The sequence below is a fragment of the Paenibacillus sp. IHB B 3415 genome (genome assembly GCF_000802655.2).
GTDB lineage: Bacteria > Bacillota > Bacilli > Paenibacillales > Paenibacillaceae > Paenibacillus_AQ > Paenibacillus_AQ phytohabitans.
Genome location: NZ_JUEI01000111.1, coordinates 1 through 21,777, shown reverse-complemented (window position 1 = coordinate 21,777; position 21,777 = coordinate 1). Strand labels below are relative to the sequence as shown.

The following is a 21,777-nucleotide window of genomic DNA, read 5'->3' as shown; positions in this document are numbered from 1 at the left end:
TTACTTTGAAAAGCCCGTAAACCTTATAAATGCTTATTATTTAGAAAAAGAGCCTGCGATATCCCTATGGAAGCGGATCGCAGGCTCTTCTGAATTGCTGGTTCTCAGCAATTATACTTCAAAGTTATACAGCGGTGTGCTCAGATAACGTTCGCCGTTACTTGGGATAATAACAACGATCTTTTTACCTGCGCCCAGTTCCTTAGCTACTTTGAGGGCAGCGAATACAGCAGCGCCGGAAGAAATACCGGACAGAACGCCTTCCTCTTTGGCTACACGGCGGGCTGTTTCGAAAGCTTCGTCATTCTCTACATGAATGATTTCATCATAGATATCCTGGTTCAGGATGTCAGGAACGAAGTTGGCACCGATCCCCTGGATTTTGTGGGGACCCGGTTTGCCTCCGGCCAGAATTGGGGAAGCTGCAGGTTCTACAGCATAGATCTTCACATCAGGATACTGGCTCTTCAACACTTCACCCGCACCACTAATCGTTCCGCCTGTACCGACACCTGCGATGAACGCATCCAGGGGTCCGCCAATGGATTCGATTGCTTCAACGATCTCCGGTCCAGTGGTCTCGCGGTGAATCTTCACGTTGGCTTTGTTCTTAAACTGCTCTGCAAGGAAATAATCCGGATTCTCACTGAGGATTTGCTCAGCTTTCTTAACTGCCCCGTTCATCCCCTCGGATCCTGGAGTCAATACCAGCTCAGCACCATAAGCACGCAGCAGGTTGCGGCGCTCAAGGCTCATCGTTTCAGGCATAACAATAATTGCCTTGTAGCCTTTGGCAGCAGCAACAAGCGCCAGGCCAATCCCTGTATTACCGCTGGTCGCTTCTACAATGGTGCCTCCAGGTTTCAGGGAACCGTCTTTCTCAGCTTCTTCCACAATACTGATAGCGATGCGGTCTTTCACACTCGAACCCGGATTTTGATATTCCAGCTTCAAGTAAATTTCTGCGGAACCTTCTGGAACAATCCGACCCAGACGAACGAGCGGTGTACCACCGATCAAATCTGTTACACTGTTGACGACTTTAGCCATGAGCAAAAACCTCCTTGGGATGATAGATGAATTGGGTGCGGAACCTGTGACAGTTATGATCAGCATATGTTGTGCCGCTTATTATTTCCGACTAAATCAGTAGGTTTTACATTTAATCTCATATTATCAATCTTGCAGGCTGTTGTCAATATATATTGCTGTAGCGTATTTGGCACGCAAATCGCTTTCCACCTGCTGCAGGGGCGCCGCCTGTTCCAGCGCCAGCTCCTGGCGTATCAGCCCTCGGAGCTCATCCTGATCCGGCTTCCCGGGATCAATAAGCTTCTCCAGCCGGATCACAGCATAGCCGCCTTCGACCTGCAGCGGCCCTGCGATGTCTCCCGCCTCAAGGCCCGCTGCTGTCTTCAGCAGCTCCTCCGGCCAGAACGGATCATTCTCCTCCACTGTTCCGATATTACCGCCATGCTGGCGGCTCTCCTCATCTGTGGATACCTCTCTCGCCAAGCCGGCGAAATCCTCTCCCTGCTCCAGGCGGTCCATAACCTGATTAGCCCCGTTATAGGTTGCCAGCTTAATCATAGAGAGCTGCATTTGCTTCCTGGGAGTGAATCTCTCGGCGTTTTGGGCCAAATAATCATCAATTTCAATTTCACTGACCGTGATACCGGCGGTGGCTACCGCTTGAAGCGTCAGCCGGTACGCGGTTTCCTCATGCAGCTCCTGACGGGAAAGACCAAGCTCAGATTGCATCTGGTCATAATACTGCTCCTCTGAGCCGTAGCCGGACATGCCGCGCTTCAATTCCTGCTCAATCTCCTCATCGGTCACCGTAATACCGAGAGCTTTGGCTTCCTTGCCAACAACGATATGATTAAGCATGCCCAGCAGCACTTCATCTCCATGCTTTTTTTTGAGTTCATCTATCCATTCCCGGTCCGTGACCGGCTGGTCTCCGGCGGCAGCAATATCCGAAGCCTCCCCGTCTGCAGCCTCACCCTTAAGCAGGGCCATTGCACGCAGGCTCCAGAATAAAAGACCTCCAAGCATTAAGGTCGCGACGGCGAGTAATATAACGGTATTGCGCAGCGCGCGCTCCTGTCTTGTCATCATCTCATAGCCCTACGATTTCGCTTGATCGAGGATTACCTGCAGTTCATCCTTGTTAAACACATAAGCTTCATTACAGTAATGACATATGACTTCAGCCTGATCATCTTCTTCGATGAGCTGCTCCAGTTCGTGCTGGCCCAGACTGACCAGTGTCTCTTCTATCCGCTCACGCGAGCATTGACAGACAAAAGAGATCTCGAGTTCATCAAGGACTACAGCATCCGGCAGCAGCAAGCGAAGCATCTCTTCAGGCTCAAGGCCCTGGTCCAGGATCGCCGTCACTGAAGGCATCGCTCCGACGGCATGCTCAATCTCGGTGATCTCTTCATCTGTCAGGCCGGGCAGCAGTTGAATGATGAACCCTCCGGCAACTCTTACCGAATTATCTGTCTCCACCAATACACCCAGCCCTACAGCAGCAGGTGTTTGTTCCGAAATGGCAAAATAATAAGTGAAATCCTCGCCCAGTTCCCCTGAGACAATAGGCACACTGCCGCGATACGGCTCTTTCATCCCCAGATCCTTGCTGATATCAATGAATCCTTCCGTACCCACAGCACCTGCAACATCCAGCTTGCCAAGGCTATTGCTCGGCAGATGAACATGCGGATTACTCACATAACCGCGAACCTCGCCCAGGGCATTGGATTCGGCCGTAATCTGTCCGATCGGTCCATTCCCTTTGACCATAATCGCCAGCTTCTCCTGACCCTTGAGCATAGCGCCCATGATGGCTGCGGCGGTTACAGTACGGCCAAGCGCAGCTGTAGCTGTCGGATAGGTATCATGTCTGCGCCGCAATTCGTCGACAAGTTCTGTTGTCCGGACTGCGAACGCTCTGACCTTCCCGTTCATGGCAGTTCCCCGGATAAGCCGATCCTTCTTTTTTTCCATTGGGTGCTTACTCCTCCTACCTGTCTGTATAAGGTTTCATTTCATGATTATTTGTTACGGTTGTAAATAATACGTAATCCTTCCAGCGTCAGCATCGGATTAACCTCATCAATGCAATCTGTCTCGCCGGCAATCAGCGGAGCAAGCCCCCCTGTAGCAATAACCTTGAGAACGGGCGCATTCATCTCCAGCTTAATGCGTCTTACAATTCCCTCTACCTGGCCGGCATAGCCAAAAATAATTCCTGCCTGCATCGCGTGGACAGTATTGCGCCCGATAACCTTCTTGGGCTTCTCCAGCTCAATCCGCGGCAGCTTGGATGCCCGCTGATATAAGGCCTCTGTAGAGATCCCCAGACCCGGCACGATTGCCCCGCCAAGATAGTTCGCTCCGGCATCAATACAGTCAAACGTAGTTGCCGTACCAAAGTCAACGACCACGAGCGGGCATTTATACTGCTCGATAGCCGCAACAGCATTTACAATCCGGTCTGCGCCCACTTCGCGCGGATTCTCATAACGCAGATTAAGCCCGGTTTTGATTCCGGGGCCTACGAGCAGCGGGTCTTTGCCGATATATTTCACGCACATTTCCACGATAACCTGAACCAGCGGCGGAACAACCGAGGAGATGATGACGCCCTCTACATCTTTAAACGATATATTCGACATGTGGAACAGATTATGAATCAGGACACCATATTCATCCACAGTCGATTGACGCGCTGTACTAAGCCGGAAATGATGAAGCAGCTCAGGCCCCCGGTAGACTCCAAGCACGATGTTCGTATTCCCGATATCAACGACAAGTATCATTAGAGATTTCCGCCTTTCTTGCCATTCAGATCCAGACTGATATCAAGACTGGCGAAGGAATAGGTAAGCCGGCCTACAGAAATAACATCTACACCCGATTCTGCAATCCCGCGTACCGTTTCCAGAGATACATTGCCTGAAGCCTCGATTTTGACATGCCGCGCTTTGGTTCTGATTCTTCTTACCGCTTCCGCCATCAGCTCAGGTGACATATTATCAAGCATGATAATGTCCGCCCCCGCAGCGAGTGCTTCCTCTACCTGCTCCAGGCTTTCCGTTTCCACTTCGATCGTCATGGTGTGGGGGATATTGGCCCGGGCGCGCCCTACCGCCTGACGAATGCCTCCGGCGCCCTTGATATGATTATCCTTAATCATTACCGCGTCATACAAGCCGAAGCGGTGATTGGCTCCGCCGCCTATGCGAACAGCATACTTCTCCAGCATCCGGTGACCTGGTGTTGTCTTGCGGGTATCCACCAGCCGGGTAGGCAGACCTTGAAGCTCTTGCACGAATGACGCCGTCCGCGAGGCCACACCGGACAACCGTTGCATCAGATTAAGGGCGAGCCGTTCGCCTGTAAGAATGGCATGCGTGCTGCCCTCGACTTCAGCGATGACCGTGCCTTTGGACACCGGCTGGCCTTCTTGTACCAATGCCGTAAATACGAGTGTCGGGTCTACCACTTCAAAAACCAGTTCAGCCACGGGAATTCCGCAGATTACTCCGGCCTCTTTGGCATGGATAATCCCCTTGGATTCATGTCCCTGGGGTATAGTGGTACGTGTTGTGATATCCCCTGATCCGACATCCTCCTGCAGCCACCCCTTAATAGACTGGAGCAGTTCTTCATTATAACCATTAAACATCATCACTTAATTCCTCCACTATTCCCAGTTCGCGAATCTGGAGCAGATGCTTCTGCCACTCTGCATCATTCCGCAGCGGATAATCCTCGCGATAATGAGCGCCGCGGCTCTCCTCCCGTGCCAGCGCTGATTCGGTAATCAGCAGGCAGCACGTAAGCATATTAGCGAACTCGTATTCTTCACGTTTGGTAAGTGCCGCATTAAAAATCGGCAGCTGACGCTTTAATTCATCCAGTCCTTTAATCAGCATTTCCTGGTTCCGCCGCAGTCCGGCGTAGCGTACCATAACCTTTTGTAGCTTCAGACGCCGCTCCACAATAGCCTGAGTAGGCGACTCCACCCGGCCTTGGTCACAGCCTGCCGATACTGTATCCCGCCCAAGCGGCGGGAGCTGACGGATGCGCTCTACGATCCGGCGGCCAAAGACAATCGCTTCCGACAAGGAATTACTGGCCAGCCGGTTGGCTCCCTGTACCCCTGTAGAAGAAACCTCGCCACAGGCAAACAGGCGGGAAACGGTGCTCTCCCCGTTCAGATCGGTCTTGACGCCCCCCATCATATAATGCGCAGCAGGAGCCACTGGAATCCAGTCACTTGTAATATCCAGTCCATAACTCATACAGGTCTCATAGATCGTCGGGAAGCGGTGTTTGACCATATCCGCTGATTCATGTGTAATATCAAGGTAGACAAAGGTGGATTTGGTCAGCTCCATCTCGCTCACAATCGCCCGGGCCACAATATCGCGCGGGGCCAGTTCCAGCAGCTCATGGTACCTTTCCATAAACCGGTCTCCGTTGATATTGCGCAGCACAGCGCCTTCACCGCGCACTGCTTCCGAGATCAGGAAGCGCGGGGCTCCAGGATAACTGAGCGCTGTCGGGTGGAACTGGATGAATTCCATATCCCGTACATGGGCTCCAGCCCGGTAAGCAATGGCTACACCGTCACCGGTTGCCACTTCGGGATTGGTCGTATAGCGGTATAATTGCCCTGCTCCGCCTGAGCATAGGATGGTTGCATCGGCCTGCAGGAACAAACGTCCGCCTCCCGGCCGCTGTACCAGTGCCCCCACGCATTCCCCGTCTACGGTAATCAGATCAATGACATAATGGTCATCCCATACCTCGATATTCTTATGCTGCTCTGCCTGCTCAGCCAAGGCGCGGACAATTTCATAGCCTGTAGCATCCCCATTCGCATGCAGAATACGGCGGTGGCTATGTGCTGCCTCTTGCGTTAACGCAAGCTCGCCATTCTCCTTGTCGAACTTCGTCCCGAGCCGGATGAGTTCGCGGACGCCTTCCGGACCTTCATTCACCAGTACATCAACAGCCGCAGAGGAGTTTAGCCCCGCACCGGCCATCAGGGTATCCTGACGATGATATACCGGAGAATCATCGTCTGAGAACACAGCGGCAATCCCCCCTTGGGCATACCGTGTATTGCTCTCCATGACTGTCTTCTTCGTAATCATAATGACCTTCCGGTCTTCACTGGCTTTGATCGCTGTGAACAAACCGGCAATGCCTGAACCAATCACAATACAGTCTGTCTTAATTACAGGAAGCCCCTGAAGATCGAAATCAACCAAATATTGTGGAATCATGACCGCTTTTCACCTGTTTCAACGAAAGAGTAGCGCATGCTACCGGACTTGTAGCATGCGCTCTAGGGAAGTTCTGGCTTTGTCGGCGACAGCGGGCGGTACATAAATCTGCGGCTTCATCGTCTCCAGGCATTTTACCAGTTTCTTTAAATTGTTAACCTTCATATTGGGACAAACCAGGAATTTGGTGGCAAAATGGAATTCTTTATCCGGACTGTCCAAACGCAGCTGATATCCGGTTCCATCCTCAGTTCCCACGATAAACTGCCGGCGGTCCGATTTCCGGCAATACTCTATAATCGAGGTTGTGCTGCCCACATAATCACCCATGGCCACCACTTCAGGACGGCATTCCGGATGTACCACAAATTCCGCTTCCGGATATTTGGCTCTCATCTCCACTACATCCTTGACGGTAAGCATATCGTGAGTATTACAGTAGCCTTCCCATATAATCAGCTTCTTGCCGGTCTTATCCTGAACATATTGGCCCAGGTTCTTATCGGGTACCCAGATAATCTCTTCCGCATCAAGCGATTCAATCACCTTCACCGCATTGGCAGAGGTACAGCAAATATCAGTTTCCGCTTTGATCTCAGCGGAGGAGTTGATATAGGTTACTACTTTGGCATTAGGATGCTGCGCCTTCAGCTTCCGGAGTCCGTCCACGTTGACCATATCCGCCATAGGACAGCCGGCGCGTTCATCAGGAATTATAACAGTTTTGTTCGGCGCAAGAATCTTGGCGCTTTCCCCCATAAAATGAACCCCGCAGAATACAATCACATCTGCCTCTGTCTCCGCAGCCTTCTGAGCCAGTAAAAAAGAGTCGCCACGGAAATCCGCTACTTCCTGAATTTCATCACGCTGATAATAATGAGCCAGAATTATTGCATTCCGTTCTTTCTTAAGCTGTTCGAGGCGCACACGAAGTTCACGATTCTGTTCCTGCTTGCGCTCAAGCGCCAGAGCTTCCACGGTCATTCTCCCCCTTATGTCTTCATGGCATATAGCCAGTACATTCTATTAAGTTAATTTATTTAATATTTAATCACTAATGTACACAACGTTCCACCCCCTGTCAATGCGGGCAGACCGGGTGTAGCTCTATGTCTTGATGTACCTACAGACAGAAAAATCCGGAGAACCTCAGGTTCTCCGGATAATATTACGATATTTTGTTCAGCGATTAAACCAGACTTCCGCCGCCTTTGTTGCCATCATCCGAACCGTTTCCTTCTTCAGGATCCGGTTTATTCGGAATATCCTTGGATAGATCGCCAAGGAATGGCGGTTCTTCGTCGGATTTGCCTTGAATACGTACACGTACATCACCGATAGAATCAATTACTGGCTCGCCCGCTTCGTGCGTAACTGCCTCTGCTTCTTCCGGTTTGCCATCCTCCGTCAGGTAGCCTTGCTCAATCAATTCTGTGATCTGATCAAGTTCCAGCGTTTCCTTCTCCAGAAGGGTGTTCGCAATCAGGTGCATTTCTTTGGAATGCTTGGTCAGCAGCTCTCTGCAGCGCTCATAGCTGCTACGGATAAGGTTCTGCATTTCCTGGTCAATCTCGTAAGCAATGGAGTCACTGTAGTTCTGTTCATGTCCGATATCACGGCCAAGGAAGACTTGGCCTTGGGATGTGCCGAACTGCAATGGCCCAAGCTTATCGCTCATTCCATATTCCATAATCATCGCACGCACAATGCGCGTAGCCTGCTGGAAGTCACTATAAGCGCCTGTGCCGATTTCGCCAATGAACAATTCTTCAGCAACACGTCCGCCAAGCAATCCGGTAACCTTATCCAAGAGTTCCTGCTTGGTAACGATCATCCGGTCTTCCTTAGGAAGCATAATGACATATCCACCTGCGCGGCCGCGCGGGATAATGGTAACCTTATGCACCACATCGGCATGCTCGAGGAAGTAGCCGGCAATGGTATGGCCTGCTTCGTGGTAAGCTACAATACGTTTCTCGCGGTCACTGATTACGCGGCTGCGTTTCTCTGTGCCGACAATTACACGGTCAATCGCTTCATCCACTTCACGCATGGTAATGTCCTTACGGTTGCGGCGTGCAGCAAGCAGTGCCGCTTCGTTAAGCAGGTTCTCCAGATCCGCACCGGTGAAGCCGGTTGTACGCTTGGCAATTACGTCAAGCCGAACATCCTTGGTAAGCGGTTTGTTGCGGGAGTGAACCTTCAGTACAGCTTCACGGCCCTTCACGTCTGGACGGTCAACCGTAATCTGACGGTCAAACCGGCCTGGACGGAGCAATGCCGGATCCAGTATGTCGGCGCGGTTAGTAGCCGCGACAATGATAATGCCTTCGTTGCCGCCAAAGCCGTCCATTTCAACGAGCAATTGGTTAAGGGTTTGTTCGCGTTCGTCATGTCCGCCGCCAAGTCCTGCGCCGCGCTGACGTCCCACAGCATCGATTTCGTCGATAAAGATGATACAAGGAGCATTCTTCTTCGCATTCTCGAACAAATCACGTACCCGGGATGCGCCGACACCGACGAACATTTCCACAAAGTCGGAACCGGAGATGCTGAAGAATGGAACACCGGCTTCACCTGCTACCGCACGGGCCAGCAAGGTTTTACCTGTTCCCGGAGGTCCCACAAGGAGTACCCCTTTAGGAATACGTGCACCTACAGCTGCGAATTTACGCGGATCCTTGAGGAATTCCACGACCTCCACAAGCTCTTGTTTCTCTTCATCAGCTCCTGCAACATCCTCGAAGCTGATTTTCTTCTTCTCTTCATTATATAACCGGGCTTTGCTCTTGCCGAAATTCATGACCTTGCCGCCGCCGCCCTGTGCATTGTTAAACAGGAAGAAGAACAGGATGAACATGATAACTAATGGAATGATGGAAGAAAGGAATGTCAGCCAGATGCTGTCGCCTTCCATTTTCTTCTGAGTCAGCTCCACGCCATTAACTTCACTGGCAGCTATAAGTTCATCAAGGGCCCGATCTGTAGGAGGAACATAAGTGGAGAAATTCTTCGATTTAGTTTCGGGCGGCAATTCTTTGTATTCGCCTGTAACCAGAAATGCGTTACCCTCAAACTGAACCGTCAGGCTCTTCACATTATTGTCCTTGATCTCCTGTCTTAACTCATCATATCTAGGGAAATCGGCGGATTCATTTCCATTGCTTACAAACTGGACAATGCCCACCACGACTAAAAATAAAATCAAATAAAAACCAGAATTCCGGATGAACCGATTCATCCCCTACCTCCTCTCACAACGCTCAAGTTATTGTACCATAGCCTGACCAGACTCCTCAAATTGTCAGGAAATCCAGAAAAGTGATCCTTGAATCTAAGGCTGTCGATTGGTTCATTTGGAATAAATTTCAGGCTTCAGTACACCTACGTATGGGAGGTTCCGATACAGTTCGGCATAGTCGAGTCCATAGCCTACCAGGAAAGCATCAGGAATCACAAAGCCGGTATATTCGGCTTCAAGATTAACTGCACGGCCTGAAGGTTTATCGAACAGGGTGACTACGTTGACGGAAGCAGCATTCCGGCCCTGCAGCATCTCAATCAGATAGCTGAGCGTAAGACCACTGTCGATAATGTCCTCGACAATCAGAACATCGCGGCCTTCAACCGATGTGTCCAGATCCTTGATGATTTTGACTACACCGGAGGATTTGGTCGTACCGCCGTAGCTGGATACTGCCATGAAGTCCATCTCAACGGGTACTGTAATCACTTTAACCAGATCCGCCATAAAGATAAACGCACCTTTGAGTACACAGATGACTAAAGGTGTGCGGCCTGCATATTCCTTGCTCAGCTGGGCGCCAAGCTCCCTGATTCTTTGTTGGATTTCTTCTTCGCTGATCAAGATTTCTTGAATATCATTCTGCAACTTGCGAACCTCCTAAGTTATACTATGAAAGACTTACTTCGACCATTACGTTTCTTCGCCCTGTTCCATGTCTTCCATGGACAGGAGAAGCACCGAGGCCGTGTGCCGCCCTACTGCGGCATGCATCGAGCGCCTTACGCCCGGAATCCAGACGATATTGCCCAAACCATCACAAACGAGGGGAATCGCAGAGCGTTCGGAAGAAGGTATTTTATCATCAATGTAAATATCTTTTACCTTTTTGCTTCCGTTTAATCCCATAACCCTTATGGTATCTCCAGGCAATCGGGAACGGATGGTGAGTGGTAAGACGAGCTCATCGCCGTCAAACCAAGCCGACATCTTCCCAGAGTCCTCCTCCTGTGCAAAAAAATCTTCTCTCTCCAGCACCTTCATCGTCATAACTTTTCCTATCTCCTTCAGGTTGATCCGGGGATGAGGCAAAGACAGAGGGTATGTATAGCTCACCTGCCGAAGCAAGGGCTTGGACGAGAACAAAAGGGTGTCATATTGCCGCATACAGACGAAACCCCCGCCCAAATCCAAAGTCCATACGGTGGGGTGCTCCTGCAGCGTTCCCCGGCGCACAGCTTCAATCTTGGGGAAATCCATCGCAGATGAATCCGCTGACAGATAATTTAATATTAGTTTAATCAAACGCCGTTGTAAAGCGGAGGGTAGGGCCGCAAATGAAGCTCTCTTCAAGGTGTATTTTCCATGCTCGATAAAAACAAGCTCTTCGAAGCATTTTGCCGCATTCGCCTCCATATATTCATCTTCCGCACCGGCAATTTCAGACAGCTGCAGAAGTGATTGTCTCACTCTCGGATTATGCTGTTCAAGCAGGGGCAATACTTCCAGCCTGATCGCGTTCCGCTTATACTTCATAAGCAGATTGCTGGCATCCTCCGCGTAAGCAAACCCCTCTTCCCGGCATAAGCCGACAAGAGCTGTTTTGTTAATACGCAGGAAGGGGCGGATGAGTTCCACCTTTTTTTCAGTCCGTTTCCAGCGCATGCCTGCAAGCCCCGAAGGACCACTCCCCCGCAGCAGCCGCATCAGCACGGTCTCGGCCTGATCATCGGCATGATGGGCCAGTGCAACAGAACGTGCATGGTAACGGTGCGCGGTTTCAATCAGAAATTGATAGCGTTTCTCCCTTGCCGCTCCTTCCGGACCCAGTCCTATTTCCTTGACCATGGATGGAATATCAAACTCCGCGAGCTCAAAAGGGATTCCCAGCTCAGCAGCCAACTTCCTGACAAACTCCGCCTCTTCCGCTGATTCGGCTCTGAAGCCATGATTCACATGGGCACAGACCAGAGTTAATGGCATCCGGTTTACGGCTATCTCGTGCAAAATACGCAAAAGAGCCACAGAGTCCGGCCCTCCGGAAACTGCGACTACAATGGTGTCATGGGGCTGCCACAGTTCATGCTCAGCCGCAGCTTCCAGTACGGATTCCACCAGTTCTTTCATTTGTTCCATATGCGGCATCCTTTCTTGCAGATCACTTGCCTGTCTTGCTCCGGAATTCCAGCACCCTGGTATTATGTATAATTTCAAAAACGGAATACCCAGTAGATCGTAAAGGCCAGCAGAAATAAAGACAGCGCAAACGCATTTTTGAGCCAGCGGGGAGTTGCCATCGTATCTTTTCCCGTCTTCCGTGCTCTGTATATCTGATTTCTCCAGATCTCCGCAGCTTGTGCGGAACCGGGAAAACCGCCTTTGAGCGCCAGACACAGCCAGGAGGCCAGCTTCTTGTCAGGCAGATTTCTGGCCAGCTTCAGCAGTTCATCCACACTCCGGGTCTGCGGCAGCTGCTGGGCTGCGGACTTCAGACCTTCTTCATTAAGCAGGCGCAGGCACAGTACGGCAAAAGCAAACAGATCATAGTTCTCGTCTCCCGTCCGGCTGCCGGCGTTCCAGAATCCGCGGTCATGCCATTCGGTAAACTGCTTCACGCTGCGTCCCAGGGGACTCGCGCCTCCGTAGTCAATCAGCTCGGCTTCCCCGTAACTGGATACCATGACATTCTCCGGCTTAAGGTCTCCGAACACAAAGCCGCACTCATGCAGGGTCTGCAGCTTCTCCAGAAGCTTCATGCCGACAAGCCCCAGCCAGGACGCCCCGTTCCTGGACAAAAAATGATGCAGCGGTCTGCCCTCCACATAACGCATCACGTAGAAAGGAGTATGGTCCCTATCCTTGAAATCATCCGATTCCAGCAGGTAAGAGGACAACGGTGACTCCTTGCGCGCCCGGTGCTCGCTGCGTTTACGGCAGGATTGCAGAGAGGTCAGTACATTGATCTCTGACTGCAGCTCCAGCGTATCGTATCCGATTTTGAGCGCATACCGCTCCCGCCGGCCTTCCCGCTGCACAAGATATACGGTTCCGTTTGCCCCTTTCCCCAGCATCCGCTCCACAACATAACGGTTCCCCCGCCATTTGCCGGTAATTACAGTGCCTGCCGGATAGGGTGGATTAGACGACATACCCACCAATCATCCCTTCTCTTGCCTCGTCATCTCCATTCGCAAGATAGTCACGAGGTTCATCCAGTTTATCATAACGGTAATGTTCGAGCACCTTGAAAATAGCCGGTCCTGTCGGAGTAGCTCCCCGCATCTTCAGCCTGGAGAACAGTGAGCGGACTTCCGATACATTCCGCGTCCAGTCCATATCCAGCACGGCATCTTCACTGCTGGTGTGCCCGGGGAAATGGAACACGGCAAGCTCGCTCCGCCCTTCCCGTGCCTCCAGACTGAGTGCCAAATCACGGATGGCATCCTCCACGGCACCCAGCTTGGGCTTCATGCTCGCACTTGCATCAATTAAGAGGGCAATGCGCAGCGGAGAAGTCTCGGTCAGCTCATCGACAACCGTAACCACCTGCGATCGCTGCTGCGGAGGCAGTTCTTCAAGGGAACCCTCGCCGAGAATTTTTTTTACCTCTTTATTAACCGCCTGCTGGATCGTCTGAACCACGGTCTTGCGGGTCATCATCTGAATGGTCTGCGCCAGCTGCGACGTTGAGGCAATCCGGCTGAGTCCGCCTCCCGCTTTGGCAATATCAGCGATCTCCCGGCTTCCGAGTTCACCGATCGTTCCATAGTCCACGACACCTACGACATTGACCGTAATGCCTTCCTGCCGGGCATGCGCCGCCGCAAGTACCGGACTTTCCCCCACATTCGAACAACCGTCAGTAATAAGCAGTATCTGCTTCATGACCGTTCACTCCCCTTTGCCTTGTATCTAGTTCTAGCATATCCAAGGTAGAGAGATTTCAAACGCCGCTTAGCGGAGCTTCAGATAAATTATCGTGAGGCCGGGGAACTGCAAGAAATATTTGGACTTTCGATCGCTGTTGTCCCCGGATTTATTAAATTTGTTATAAGGTGCAAATCCGGGGACAAAGGCGAACGCTGCCGCTTCTACAGTTCCAAAATTCCTCTCCGTTCCTTAACCTCACGATAAGACCAACAATCTGAAGCAATCGCCGCTGAGTCAGCGGCGGGGCGGTTGAAACGGGGCGGGGCAGGGCGGGCGGGTGGATCGATGGAGTGCACCCGCCTATTGAAACAAGATTTCTTAGCCCACAGGCCACAGCCAGAGGAATATTTGGAACCTCCAGTGGTGATCAACGACTTAGCTGTTGCTGGAAATCTGGTATTTGCTACAGCTGAATTGATAAGTTCCCTGCAAAAAACTATTAAGCGCCCGCTATCGCTCCTCCAGTCTGAGGTCTAAAAATCCTGCACCAAATACAACATTCCCCTCATGAAATCATCCTTAAACGGATATTGTTGTACGAAATGCAGGATTTCTCAGCTTCCAAGCCATTTAGCGGAGCAATTCTTGTAATTTGTACAACAATCTTCCCAAACACGTGGGTATCTTCACATCAAAGCTGCACTCAGTACAACATTTCATGCCTATGCAGAGGCGAAGCTATACACCCCAGAGGTCCTTGAAATACATGGCTGCGTGCTAAGCGCAATTACTTAATAGATAATAATGAAAGAACAATGTCAGGTGAATGATAGGTTACCTAACTAACTGTACGCGGTCTCTCCATTCGGCCCACGCCCGGCATATGCAGGCTGGACCACTCCGGATGGAAATGATCGACACGGCTGACGACAATCGTCATGTCATCATGGATCTCATTGCCCTGGTAACGGATTACCTTATCCAGCAGGCTGTCGGCCATATCCTGAGGATCATCGCCTTCCAGCTCCTGAATCAGGCGTTTCATCCATATCTCTTTATTAACGGCATATCCGGGCGCATCATAAATACCATCGGTCATCATAATGAGAATATCTCCGGGACGCAGCTGCATGGTGACCAGGTCCACTTCGATATCTTTAATAATTCCAATCGGCAGATTGCTGGCTGTCACCGGAATAACCTCGCTGCCCCGCCGGATAAAGCTTGGTGCTGACGCGATCTTCATGAAGATGGTCTGCGCCGAATATTGATCAATCAGCGCCATATCCACGGTTGCATAGAATTCATCCGGGGAACGCAGCAGCAGAATCGAATTGACGGATTTGACCGCCAGCTTCTCATCCATCCCGGATTGCAGCAGCTTCTCCAGCATGGATAGCGCAGCGCTGCTCTCCATCCGGGCTCGCTCGCCGTTGCCCATTCCATCGCTGATCGACACAGCAAAGGTGCCATTTCCGAGCTCCACCGTACTGAAGCTGTCACCGGACATTATATCGCCTCCTTTGGCAGCCCCGGCTACACCGGTATTGATTTCATAAGCTTTGGCCGAACCAAAAGTCACCATGGATAAGCCTTCGCGCGGATGCACTGCTGTTTCACTTACAACTGCAATATTCTCCTCCAGGATATCGGAGAGCAGCGGGGCAATCATTTTGCGGCATTCGTCAAAGCCCCGGGTATAAGCGTGCACCACTTCAATCTCTACCCGGCCGGGATCAAGGCTTAGAATCTCTATGGTGTGAATTGACAGGCCCAGCTTCTCCAGCGCCTCGCGAATCTGTCCCTCCTGGCGGTACATCGCCTGGCCCTCCCGCTTGATCTCCTTCGCCAGATCCTCCATAACCTGAGAGACCCCGGATAATTGCTCGGCAACAAATTGGCGGCTGTCGTATATTTGCCGCTTCCAGCGCATATCATGCTGATAGAGTTCATATTGGCCCTTCATTACTTCCAGTACTTCGCCCGTCTTTCCGCAGATCCGGTTCCATTCCGGAGGCAGCTGGGCCGCTGTAATGTCGGGGCATTCCTCCACAGTAGTCATCATATCGGTCATATATCTGTATGTCTGATAGAACTTGGCATCCCAGCAGTGGGTACGCCGGATGCAGCCGGCGCAGGCCCCTTCCGTTACCGTTTTCATAAAATCCTCCATTTCACGGTCGCTTTTACCTGCTTCCGTGGCACGGGGAATTTGACCAAAGCTGCTGGAGAGCTGACGGAATACCTGAGAGAACTGGGTAACCCGGTCTGCTGTAATATCCCGCACTCTGCGGGCATATTCATGTTGAGAGCGGCTATGATCAGCAGTGCCCGGTACATATTTGGCAATGGCAGAAATAATGCCTTTAGGTGTCAGAAGAAACAACACTACGGCCGCGCAGGTCTCCCAGGTGGAATTCATCACATCGCCCGGTCCCATGAAATATACCGACAATATGGTTGAACCCAGTAGCATCCCGATAGAGACGGCCCCTTTGCGTCCGGACTGCATCATTCCCGCTAGCATACCGGAGAAGGCCAGCAGACTCATCTGATAAATGGCACTTACATCAGCCAGACTAAGGATCAGACCGGTGACGACACCGACGGCTGCCCCGAGCGGGGCTCCACCGGCAAGGGCAAAGAGCAGAATGAGAAAACGCGATAAAATATGCTCCAGAGAAAGGCCGTTTACCGTCCACCCGACCAGGCCTGTCATCACGGAGGCCAGCAGAATAATCAGGCAGAGGACCTCTTCATTGCGAAGCGCCCTGCTTTTTTGCTTATAAGTAAACACCGGAAGCGCCTGCAGGAATACGAGCGTCAGCACAAACCCAAGCAAGGCATCAATCGTTGCCATCATCAGCGGATACCAGGCCAGCGTCGGTCCGATCACCACCCGGAACAGTCCCACCATAAAAGAAGCCACGAATACCATTAGCGGCGCATAGGACAGATCCACCCGCTGGAAGTTCTCCATTCCTTTATAAATCAGATAAAAGATAATCAGCTCTGCGGCAACCACTATAGCACCGGGAAACGGGGTAAAGAGACTTCCGAGAAGAATAGCCGCAGCCACAGGCAGCGTAGAGTCCCTGCGCATAAATACAATGACGGCAAAATAAGCGGCAGCAAAGGGAGTCAGCTCGTCCAAAATCATGGCACGGCCCAGTAAAAAGCCCATCAGACTCAGCAGCAGTGCCCACTTCTTGACCGCGATGAACTGGAGGACCGGCTGTTTCATACTCCACGCCTTCAGACGTGTACTCCAAGCTTCCTTCTGAACCTTGTCTTTGCTTCCTGCTCTTGTCCACTCCGGCAAATTCACCACATTGCTTTTACTCATTCCCCTGCACCACCCGTATAAGAATTTATGGTTCTCATTATATAGCGGGGGTCTTATGAAAGTTTGTCAGAAACAGAGAGCAGGCTGTAAAAATATTCCGACAAAAAAGCCTCTGCCGACATTTTATGAAAAAACCTTTCTAACCCTTACGGAGCAAAAGGTTAGCCCTTGCCGGGGCTGGTCATGACGGCGGACGTTGCCGGTGCCCCCGCAGACATTCGTCAGCGATTGCCCTAGAGTTATGTGAGAATGGCTTGGATGCTGTCGGCAATTTGTTTGTGGCCGACAAAAAACAGCCCGGCTGCGAATCCTACACTGAAGTTATTACAGAGCTTACTGCGAATGCGGGCAAATGCCAGGAATTGAACAATTACCAGGACATACAAAAAAACCGCGAAGGGCGTGAAGCCCCAGCGGTTATTTATGATGTGCAAGACTCAGATTATACGCGCTTGGCTCCACGGCCGCCGCGCTTTCCTTCTGTGTTCTTCTTGATCGAAGATATCCGTTCTTCGCTGTCTTTCAGGAAGCGTGACATTTTATCCTCGAATGAAGGTTTACCGGCTGCAGGCTTGAATGGACGCCCACCCCGTTCACGATTGAATCCACCACCGCCGCCTCCGCCACTGCCGCCACCGCCGAAACGGTCTCCACCGCTTGGACGTTCTGGTCTTGGAGCTCTGGGGGGACGTACTTCTGACGCCGGCTTATCAACGGCCTGCTTAATGGAAAGTCCGATCTTGCCGTCCTTGTCAACATTGATCACCTTGACGGTTACTACATCCGCAATCTTCAAATGATCGTTAACATCCTTGACGTAGTTATCGGCGATCTCCGAGATGTGAACGAGACCTGTGACACCTCCTGACAGATCCACAAATGCTCCGAAATGCGTGATGCCTGTCACCTTGCCCTCTAACTTGGTGCCCACTTCAATTGCCATAGAATAAAATGATCCTCCCTTAAAAATATACAGACGAATATTAAGTTCATCCTGTCTGCGGTGATTTGATTATACAGTAAAGAACAAAGCAAGGCAACAGAGCGAAAGCCCCTTTTAGCCTGCTTTTATTACTCAGATTGCTCTGTGCGGATAGGTGATTCACCTTCTGGATACATATTATACCATTTACGCGCTAATTGTCCGATATACTCATCATCATTCAGCCGCGAGACTTCATATTTCAGTTGGTTGAGCGAAGCTGTGACACTTTCATTGCTCTGCTGCTTCTTCGCAAGCTGTTCAGTCTTGTCGGCAATAGCTGAACTCTGGGCAAAGAAAGTAAACCCGGCCCAGCCGAAGAATACCGCCACTACAAAAATCCATATAAACTTTCTTCTCTTCGCGCCTGCGGCCGAAGCCTTATTGTTATTATTCTTCTCTTCCGCAGAGAATCTGTTCATACAGCGTACCCCCAGTTCAAGATCAGCGTTTCCGCCATTCCGATATCCATTTAGTGATCCTCACCACCCTGGCACTATGATAGAACCGGGAAAGATACGGAGAGACCCACCTTACAGGAAGTACCCAGATTGGCTTGGTTAGACGCAGCAGCAGCTTCAAAATATAGAGCAGGACCCGGCAGAGCAGCAGCAGCGTTCCCTTCACAAGGCGCCACAGCCAGAGAAGCGGCCATCCGATCACTATCTCAATACATCTCCATAGCAGTCTGCACGTATACTGAACCGACTGAATTAACATTAACACAAAACGCCGCACCGTAACACTGAAGATCAAAAAATAGATCCATACACCTAGAAAGAGTCCGAGAAAGACATAAAACCTCAATTGTCCCTGATTTCCGGCATAAAGCATGCGAAAGACGAACAGGGCAGCCGCTATCCAGTACAGCAGATCCAGCAGCGCATTCAGCCATTTGGGAAAGCTCAGCTTCAGCGACAGCACCCGGTAGCTGTCATAGGCCAGTCCCATGGCTGTGCCGGCCAGCACCATATAGAGCAGGGTGATCCATTGGACCGCGGGATTCATTTGAACAGCTTACGGAGAATCCCTTTATTTTTGCCCTGCGTACCGGGATCCAGATAAATCAGGGAATGAACATTGCCTTCAAGTGACAACAATCCATTCTCCAGACTTAAATTTTTGATATGTAAATGACTTCCCCGAATGGTGAGATGGCCGAGTTCCGTACGTAGCAGAAACTCCTCGCTGTCAAAGCTCTCTACATTCTGCACGCCCGTAAGTTCGACCTGTTTACGGCTGTGCATGTGCAGATCATGTTGTTTATTGACTTTGGCTGGCTCGATCATAGCATGTACCCCTCCTTCTTGGTTCTAATCTATGACGGAAGGACAGGGTATAGAACATGAAGGAGTGCCATGCATCGTAAAAAAGCGCAACTTCACATAGAGTAAAGTTACGCTTTCGATTACTGCCTGAATATATATCTGCCTTACCAGTCGAGTCCGGTGCTTTTGGCCACAGGCTCTTCACGGAGCAGGGTATACATTCCGGCGGCCTCGTCCTTGCGGGTGGTCTCCACCAGCTTTTCGACTTTGACCGTCACAAGCTTTTGGCCGAACTGCACGGTAATCTCGTCACCGATCTTCACAGTGCTGCTCGGTTTGGATTCCCGTCCATTGATCAGAACCCGGCCCTGTTCGGACACATCCTTGGCCACGGTGCGGCGCTTGATCAGACGGGAAACTTTCAGGAACTTGTCCAGACGCATTAGTTAACGGCTTCTTTAAGCTTGTTACCTGCCTTGAAGGCCGGTACAGTCGATTCAGGGATTTCAATAGGTGTGCCCGATTGCGGGTTACGGCCGGTACGGCCGGAACGTTTGCGGGTTTCAAAAGTACCGAATCCAATCAGCTGCACTTTATCTCCGCTTGCCAGAGCTTCTGTAATTTCGCCCAGAACCCCGTTGAGTACCGCTTCTACATCTTTTTTGGCCAATCCGCTTTTTTCGGAAATGTTGTTTACCAGATCTGTCTTGTTCATAATTTGAAGTTCCTCCTAGGATACAAAAAATAAATGAAAGTCCGGTTTGCTGGCAAAATTTGCCGCAAATCGTCATTTCGTCTTTATGATATTCTTGATTCTACCTTCAATTCCTGCCATGATCCGCCCTTTTTTTAAAAAAGTAACCGCTGGCAGAGAACCGGGGCTTATAGCACTATAACATTATAAACCTCTCTTTGCATTTTAAATCAGAGATTTATGGTCCTGTTCACAGCATTACCGTTTCTCCGGCACTGTATACCCTACTGGCTCCGCTCTTCCGTCTTGGCTTCTTGCCAGAGAGCCTCCATCTCTTCCAGACTACTGTCTTGAACACTAGTACCTCTATCAAGCAGCCGCTGCTCAATGTACTGGAACCGGGAGATAAACTTGCGGTTTGTGCGGGTCAGCGCTTCCTCCGGATCAGCGTCGATGAAGCGGGCTACATTGGTTGCGGCGAACAGCAGATCACCCAGCTCCAGCATTTGCTCCTCGGCAGACAGCCCCGTTTCAATCGCTTCCTGCAGTTCGTCGACCTCTTCACGGATTTTGGCCAGGACATCCCCGGTATTATCCCAATCGAATCCCACCTTGGAGGCCTTCTTCTGCAGCTTGTAAGCCTTCATCAGTGCAGGCAGGTCACGGGGAACCCCGCTGAGCGCGGATAGCGCTTCAGGCTTCACGCCTTTGCGCCGCTTCTCTTCGGCCTTCATGCCGTCCCAGTTCTGCAGCGCCTCCTCGGCATTGCCGGCAACCTGGTCACCGAATACATGCGGATGGCGGAAGATCAGCTTCTCATTCAGCCCCTCTATTACATCATAGACGCTAAATGTGCCGAGCTCCTCTTCCATCTGGGCATGAAGCATAATCTGGAGCAGCAGGTCGCCCAGCTCTTCCTTCATATGGTCCGGGTCATCCTCATCAATCGTTTCCAGCACCTCATAAGTCTCTTCGATCAGGTTCTTGCGCAAGGATTCATGGGTCTGCTCACGGTCCCAGGGACAGCCTTCCGGGCTCCGCAAAATATCGACAATCTCATGCAGCCGGGCAAACGTACGCTTTCGCGCATCCTCTGCATGGTTGATTGGAACATACACCAGCGAGAGGTTGCCGTATCCGTCCAGCCGGTCCAGCTCATACAGCGGCACACGCAGAATCTGCTCCTCGCCCTCTACACCGAGAGCATGTCCGACAATTACTTCATACTCCGGCGGGTACAGTTCCATCAGGCAGAGCTTGGTTTCTGATGCAGTGAAGCTGTCATAGACCTGTCCGATCAACGTGTGCAGCTCCGGGTGGAGCTGGGAGCTGCGGATGCCCGAAGCATCGAGCAGCTGAAACCCTTCAATCGGATCAAAGCCCAGACGGACGAATGCCTCATCGAGGAAGCTTTCGCCGCCGAGGATATTCAACTCAATGCCGGCCTCCGGGCAGCGCTGGCGCAGCAGGGATACAGCGGATTCAGCAACCATGGGATGTCCGGGCACGGCATAGACGATTTCCATACCATGCGGCGCCGCCGCTGCCTTCTCAATCAGGGTTGCCGTAATGGCTTCGTAGACCTCAGGGAAGGAGGATAACGATTCATACAGCCCGTCGAAAGACTCCGAAGAAATCTCAAGCTCAGCCAGTGCAGCCATAGCGGGATGCTCTGCGGTCCGCACGTAAACGGCGGATGCCGCCTTGAGCTTCTTGATAATGCCCAGTGTCAGCCGGTCCGGATTACCGGACCCGAGGCCGACTACCGTTAGTATTGCACTCATGCCTGTCTACTCCTTTGAGGGCATCTGCCTGCTGCTCGTGCAGCCGGTGGCCCTATGTAAATTATTAGTAAGCCTTAAGGGAACAGGCGCAGCTTCTTCAGCTTGTCCGCCAGCCGGGGGCCGAAGCCCGGAAGCTGGCGCAGTTCATTCTCGCTGAGCAGCCGCAGCGCCACTGCGCCGAGTGCGAAGACGGCGCAGCCTGCGAGCACGCCGAGCAGGCTCTGCGCCAGCGCAGCGGTCCGCCCGCCGCCGAAGCCGGCCGCGTCCGCCGCTCTGCCCCC

The 21,777-nt window shown here is 51.5% G+C and carries 20 protein-coding genes and 1 pseudogene; all 21 read right to left on the bottom strand.

Annotated features, from left to right (window positions below; genetic code table 11):
* Positions 1-111: 111 nt before the first annotated feature.
* Positions 112-1,050: a cysteine synthase A gene (gene cysK / locus QW71_RS32905; RefSeq protein WP_039309530.1), complete on the bottom strand. Its 939-nt coding sequence runs from the start codon at positions 1,048-1,050 to the stop codon at positions 112-114.
* A 126-nt stretch (positions 1,051-1,176) separates the two neighbouring features.
* The gene (locus tag QW71_RS32900) at positions 1,177-2,121 is read right to left on the bottom strand and encodes a peptidylprolyl isomerase (protein WP_083442826.1); all 945 of its coding nucleotides are present in this window, start codon (positions 2,119-2,121) and stop codon (positions 1,177-1,179) included.
* A 9-nt stretch (positions 2,122-2,130) separates the two neighbouring features.
* Positions 2,131-3,015 (bottom strand): Hsp33 family molecular chaperone HslO, encoded by an 885-nt coding sequence (gene hslO / locus QW71_RS32895; RefSeq protein ID WP_039309529.1) that lies wholly within the window; start codon positions 3,013-3,015, stop codon positions 2,131-2,133.
* A gap of 47 nt (positions 3,016-3,062) precedes the next feature.
* Positions 3,063-3,830 carry a type III pantothenate kinase gene (locus QW71_RS32890; RefSeq protein WP_039309527.1) on the bottom strand — a complete coding sequence of 256 codons (768 nt, stop codon included), beginning with the start codon at positions 3,828-3,830 and terminating at the stop codon, positions 3,063-3,065.
* On the bottom strand, positions 3,830-4,702 hold the full coding sequence (gene nadC, locus QW71_RS32885) for a carboxylating nicotinate-nucleotide diphosphorylase (RefSeq protein ID WP_039309526.1): 873 nt from the start codon (positions 4,700-4,702) through the stop codon (positions 3,830-3,832). Before nadC ends, QW71_RS32890 begins: the two co-directional genes overlap by 1 nt.
* Positions 4,692-6,308 carry an L-aspartate oxidase gene (gene nadB / locus QW71_RS32880; protein ID WP_039309525.1) on the bottom strand — a complete coding sequence of 539 codons (1,617 nt, stop codon included), beginning with the start codon at positions 6,306-6,308 and terminating at the stop codon, positions 4,692-4,694. The genes nadC and nadB overlap by 11 nt, the downstream gene beginning before the upstream one ends.
* A 39-nt stretch (positions 6,309-6,347) precedes the next feature.
* On the bottom strand, positions 6,348-7,286 hold the full coding sequence (gene nadA, locus QW71_RS32875; protein ID WP_039309543.1) for a quinolinate synthase NadA: 939 nt from the start codon (positions 7,284-7,286) through the stop codon (positions 6,348-6,350).
* 211 nt (positions 7,287-7,497) lie between these two features.
* Complete coding sequence (gene ftsH, locus QW71_RS32870; protein ID WP_039309524.1) at positions 7,498-9,549, bottom strand: ATP-dependent zinc metalloprotease FtsH; 2,052 nt, start codon at positions 9,547-9,549, stop codon at positions 7,498-7,500.
* A gap of 111 nt (positions 9,550-9,660) precedes the next feature.
* Positions 9,661-10,200 (bottom strand): hypoxanthine phosphoribosyltransferase, encoded by a 540-nt coding sequence (hpt, locus tag QW71_RS32865; RefSeq protein ID WP_039309523.1) that lies wholly within the window; start codon positions 10,198-10,200, stop codon positions 9,661-9,663.
* Between the two features lie 45 nt (positions 10,201-10,245).
* Positions 10,246-11,688: a tRNA lysidine(34) synthetase TilS gene (gene tilS / locus QW71_RS32860; RefSeq protein ID WP_039309522.1), complete on the bottom strand. Its 1,443-nt coding sequence runs from the start codon at positions 11,686-11,688 to the stop codon at positions 10,246-10,248.
* Positions 11,689-11,762: 74 nt separating this feature from the next.
* Positions 11,763-12,701, bottom strand: coding sequence for a serine/threonine protein kinase (locus tag QW71_RS32855; RefSeq protein WP_039309521.1), 939 nt, complete (start codon positions 12,699-12,701; stop codon positions 11,763-11,765).
* Positions 12,691-13,437 carry a hypothetical protein gene (locus QW71_RS32850; protein ID WP_039309519.1) on the bottom strand — a complete coding sequence of 249 codons (747 nt, stop codon included), beginning with the start codon at positions 13,435-13,437 and terminating at the stop codon, positions 12,691-12,693. The genes QW71_RS32855 and QW71_RS32850 overlap by 11 nt, the downstream gene beginning before the upstream one ends.
* Positions 13,438-14,260: 823 nt before the next feature.
* Positions 14,261-16,768 (bottom strand): stage II sporulation protein E, encoded by a 2,508-nt coding sequence (gene spoIIE, locus QW71_RS32840; RefSeq protein WP_039309516.1) that lies wholly within the window; start codon positions 16,766-16,768, stop codon positions 14,261-14,263.
* 442 nt (positions 16,769-17,210) lie between these two features.
* Positions 17,211-17,711 carry a S1 domain-containing RNA-binding protein gene (locus QW71_RS32835; RefSeq protein WP_039309515.1) on the bottom strand — a complete coding sequence of 167 codons (501 nt, stop codon included), beginning with the start codon at positions 17,709-17,711 and terminating at the stop codon, positions 17,211-17,213.
* 128 nt (positions 17,712-17,839) lie between these two features.
* A complete protein-coding gene (locus tag QW71_RS32830) occupies positions 17,840-18,172 on the bottom strand; it encodes a septum formation initiator family protein (RefSeq protein WP_039309513.1) in 333 nt (110 codons plus the stop codon).
* A 22-nt stretch (positions 18,173-18,194) separates the two neighbouring features.
* Positions 18,195-18,758, bottom strand: a complete 564-nt coding sequence (gene yabQ, locus QW71_RS32825; protein WP_039309511.1) for a spore cortex biosynthesis protein YabQ — start codon at positions 18,756-18,758, stop codon at positions 18,195-18,197.
* Positions 18,755-19,039: a sporulation protein YabP gene (yabP, locus tag QW71_RS32820; protein WP_039309510.1), complete on the bottom strand. Its 285-nt coding sequence runs from the start codon at positions 19,037-19,039 to the stop codon at positions 18,755-18,757. The genes yabQ and yabP overlap by 4 nt, the downstream gene beginning before the upstream one ends.
* A 143-nt stretch (positions 19,040-19,182) precedes the next feature.
* Positions 19,183-19,461 carry an RNA-binding S4 domain-containing protein gene (locus QW71_RS32815; RefSeq protein WP_036723951.1) on the bottom strand — a complete coding sequence of 93 codons (279 nt, stop codon included), beginning with the start codon at positions 19,459-19,461 and terminating at the stop codon, positions 19,183-19,185.
* Positions 19,461-19,733 carry an HU family DNA-binding protein gene (locus QW71_RS32810; RefSeq protein ID WP_039309509.1) on the bottom strand — a complete coding sequence of 91 codons (273 nt, stop codon included), beginning with the start codon at positions 19,731-19,733 and terminating at the stop codon, positions 19,461-19,463. The genes QW71_RS32815 and QW71_RS32810 overlap by 1 nt, the downstream gene beginning before the upstream one ends.
* A 263-nt stretch (positions 19,734-19,996) precedes the next feature.
* Complete coding sequence (mazG, locus tag QW71_RS32805; RefSeq protein WP_039309508.1) at positions 19,997-21,496, bottom strand: nucleoside triphosphate pyrophosphohydrolase; 1,500 nt, start codon at positions 21,494-21,496, stop codon at positions 19,997-19,999.
* 74 nt (positions 21,497-21,570) lie between these two features.
* A pseudogene (locus tag QW71_RS32800) lies at positions 21,571-21,777 on the bottom strand (polysaccharide biosynthesis protein); the annotation flags it as partial.

Bases quoted from the DNA above. Each gene is read 5' to 3' on its own strand.
- cysK (WP_039309530.1), bottom strand. From the start codon at position 1,050: ATGGCTAAAGTCGTCAACAGTGTAACAGATTTGATCGGTGGTACACCG.
- QW71_RS32900 (WP_083442826.1), bottom strand. From the start codon at position 2,121: ATGATGACAAGACAGGAGCGCGCGCTGCGCAATACCGTTATATTACTC.
- hslO (WP_039309529.1), bottom strand. From the start codon at position 3,015: ATGGAAAAAAAGAAGGATCGGCTTATCCGGGGAACTGCCATGAACGGG.
- QW71_RS32890 (WP_039309527.1), bottom strand. From the start codon at position 3,830: ATGATACTTGTCGTTGATATCGGGAATACGAACATCGTGCTTGGAGTC.
- nadC (WP_039309526.1), bottom strand. From the start codon at position 4,702: ATGATGTTTAATGGTTATAATGAAGAACTGCTCCAGTCTATTAAGGGG.
- nadB (WP_039309525.1), bottom strand. From the start codon at position 6,308: ATGATTCCACAATATTTGGTTGATTTCGATCTTCAGGGGCTTCCTGTA.
- ftsH (WP_039309524.1), bottom strand. From the start codon at position 9,549: ATGAATCGGTTCATCCGGAATTCTGGTTTTTATTTGATTTTATTTTTA.
- tilS (WP_039309522.1), bottom strand. From the start codon at position 11,688: ATGGAACAAATGAAAGAACTGGTGGAATCCGTACTGGAAGCTGCGGCT.
- QW71_RS32855 (WP_039309521.1), bottom strand. From the start codon at position 12,701: ATGTCGTCTAATCCACCCTATCCGGCAGGCACTGTAATTACCGGCAAA.
- QW71_RS32850 (WP_039309519.1), bottom strand. From the start codon at position 13,437: ATGAAGCAGATACTGCTTATTACTGACGGTTGTTCGAATGTGGGGGAA.
- spoIIE (WP_039309516.1), bottom strand. From the start codon at position 16,768: ATGAGTAAAAGCAATGTGGTGAATTTGCCGGAGTGGACAAGAGCAGGA.
- QW71_RS32835 (WP_039309515.1), bottom strand. From the start codon at position 17,711: ATGGCAATTGAAGTGGGCACCAAGTTAGAGGGCAAGGTGACAGGCATC.
- QW71_RS32830 (WP_039309513.1), bottom strand. From the start codon at position 18,172: ATGAACAGATTCTCTGCGGAAGAGAAGAATAATAACAATAAGGCTTCG.
- yabQ (WP_039309511.1), bottom strand. From the start codon at position 18,758: ATGAATCCCGCGGTCCAATGGATCACCCTGCTCTATATGGTGCTGGCC.
- yabP (WP_039309510.1), bottom strand. From the start codon at position 19,039: ATGATCGAGCCAGCCAAAGTCAATAAACAACATGATCTGCACATGCAC.
- QW71_RS32815 (WP_036723951.1), bottom strand. From the start codon at position 19,461: ATGCGTCTGGACAAGTTCCTGAAAGTTTCCCGTCTGATCAAGCGCCGC.
- QW71_RS32810 (WP_039309509.1), bottom strand. From the start codon at position 19,733: ATGAACAAGACAGATCTGGTAAACAACATTTCCGAAAAAAGCGGATTG.
- mazG (WP_039309508.1), bottom strand. From the start codon at position 21,496: ATGAGTGCAATACTAACGGTAGTCGGCCTCGGGTCCGGTAATCCGGAC.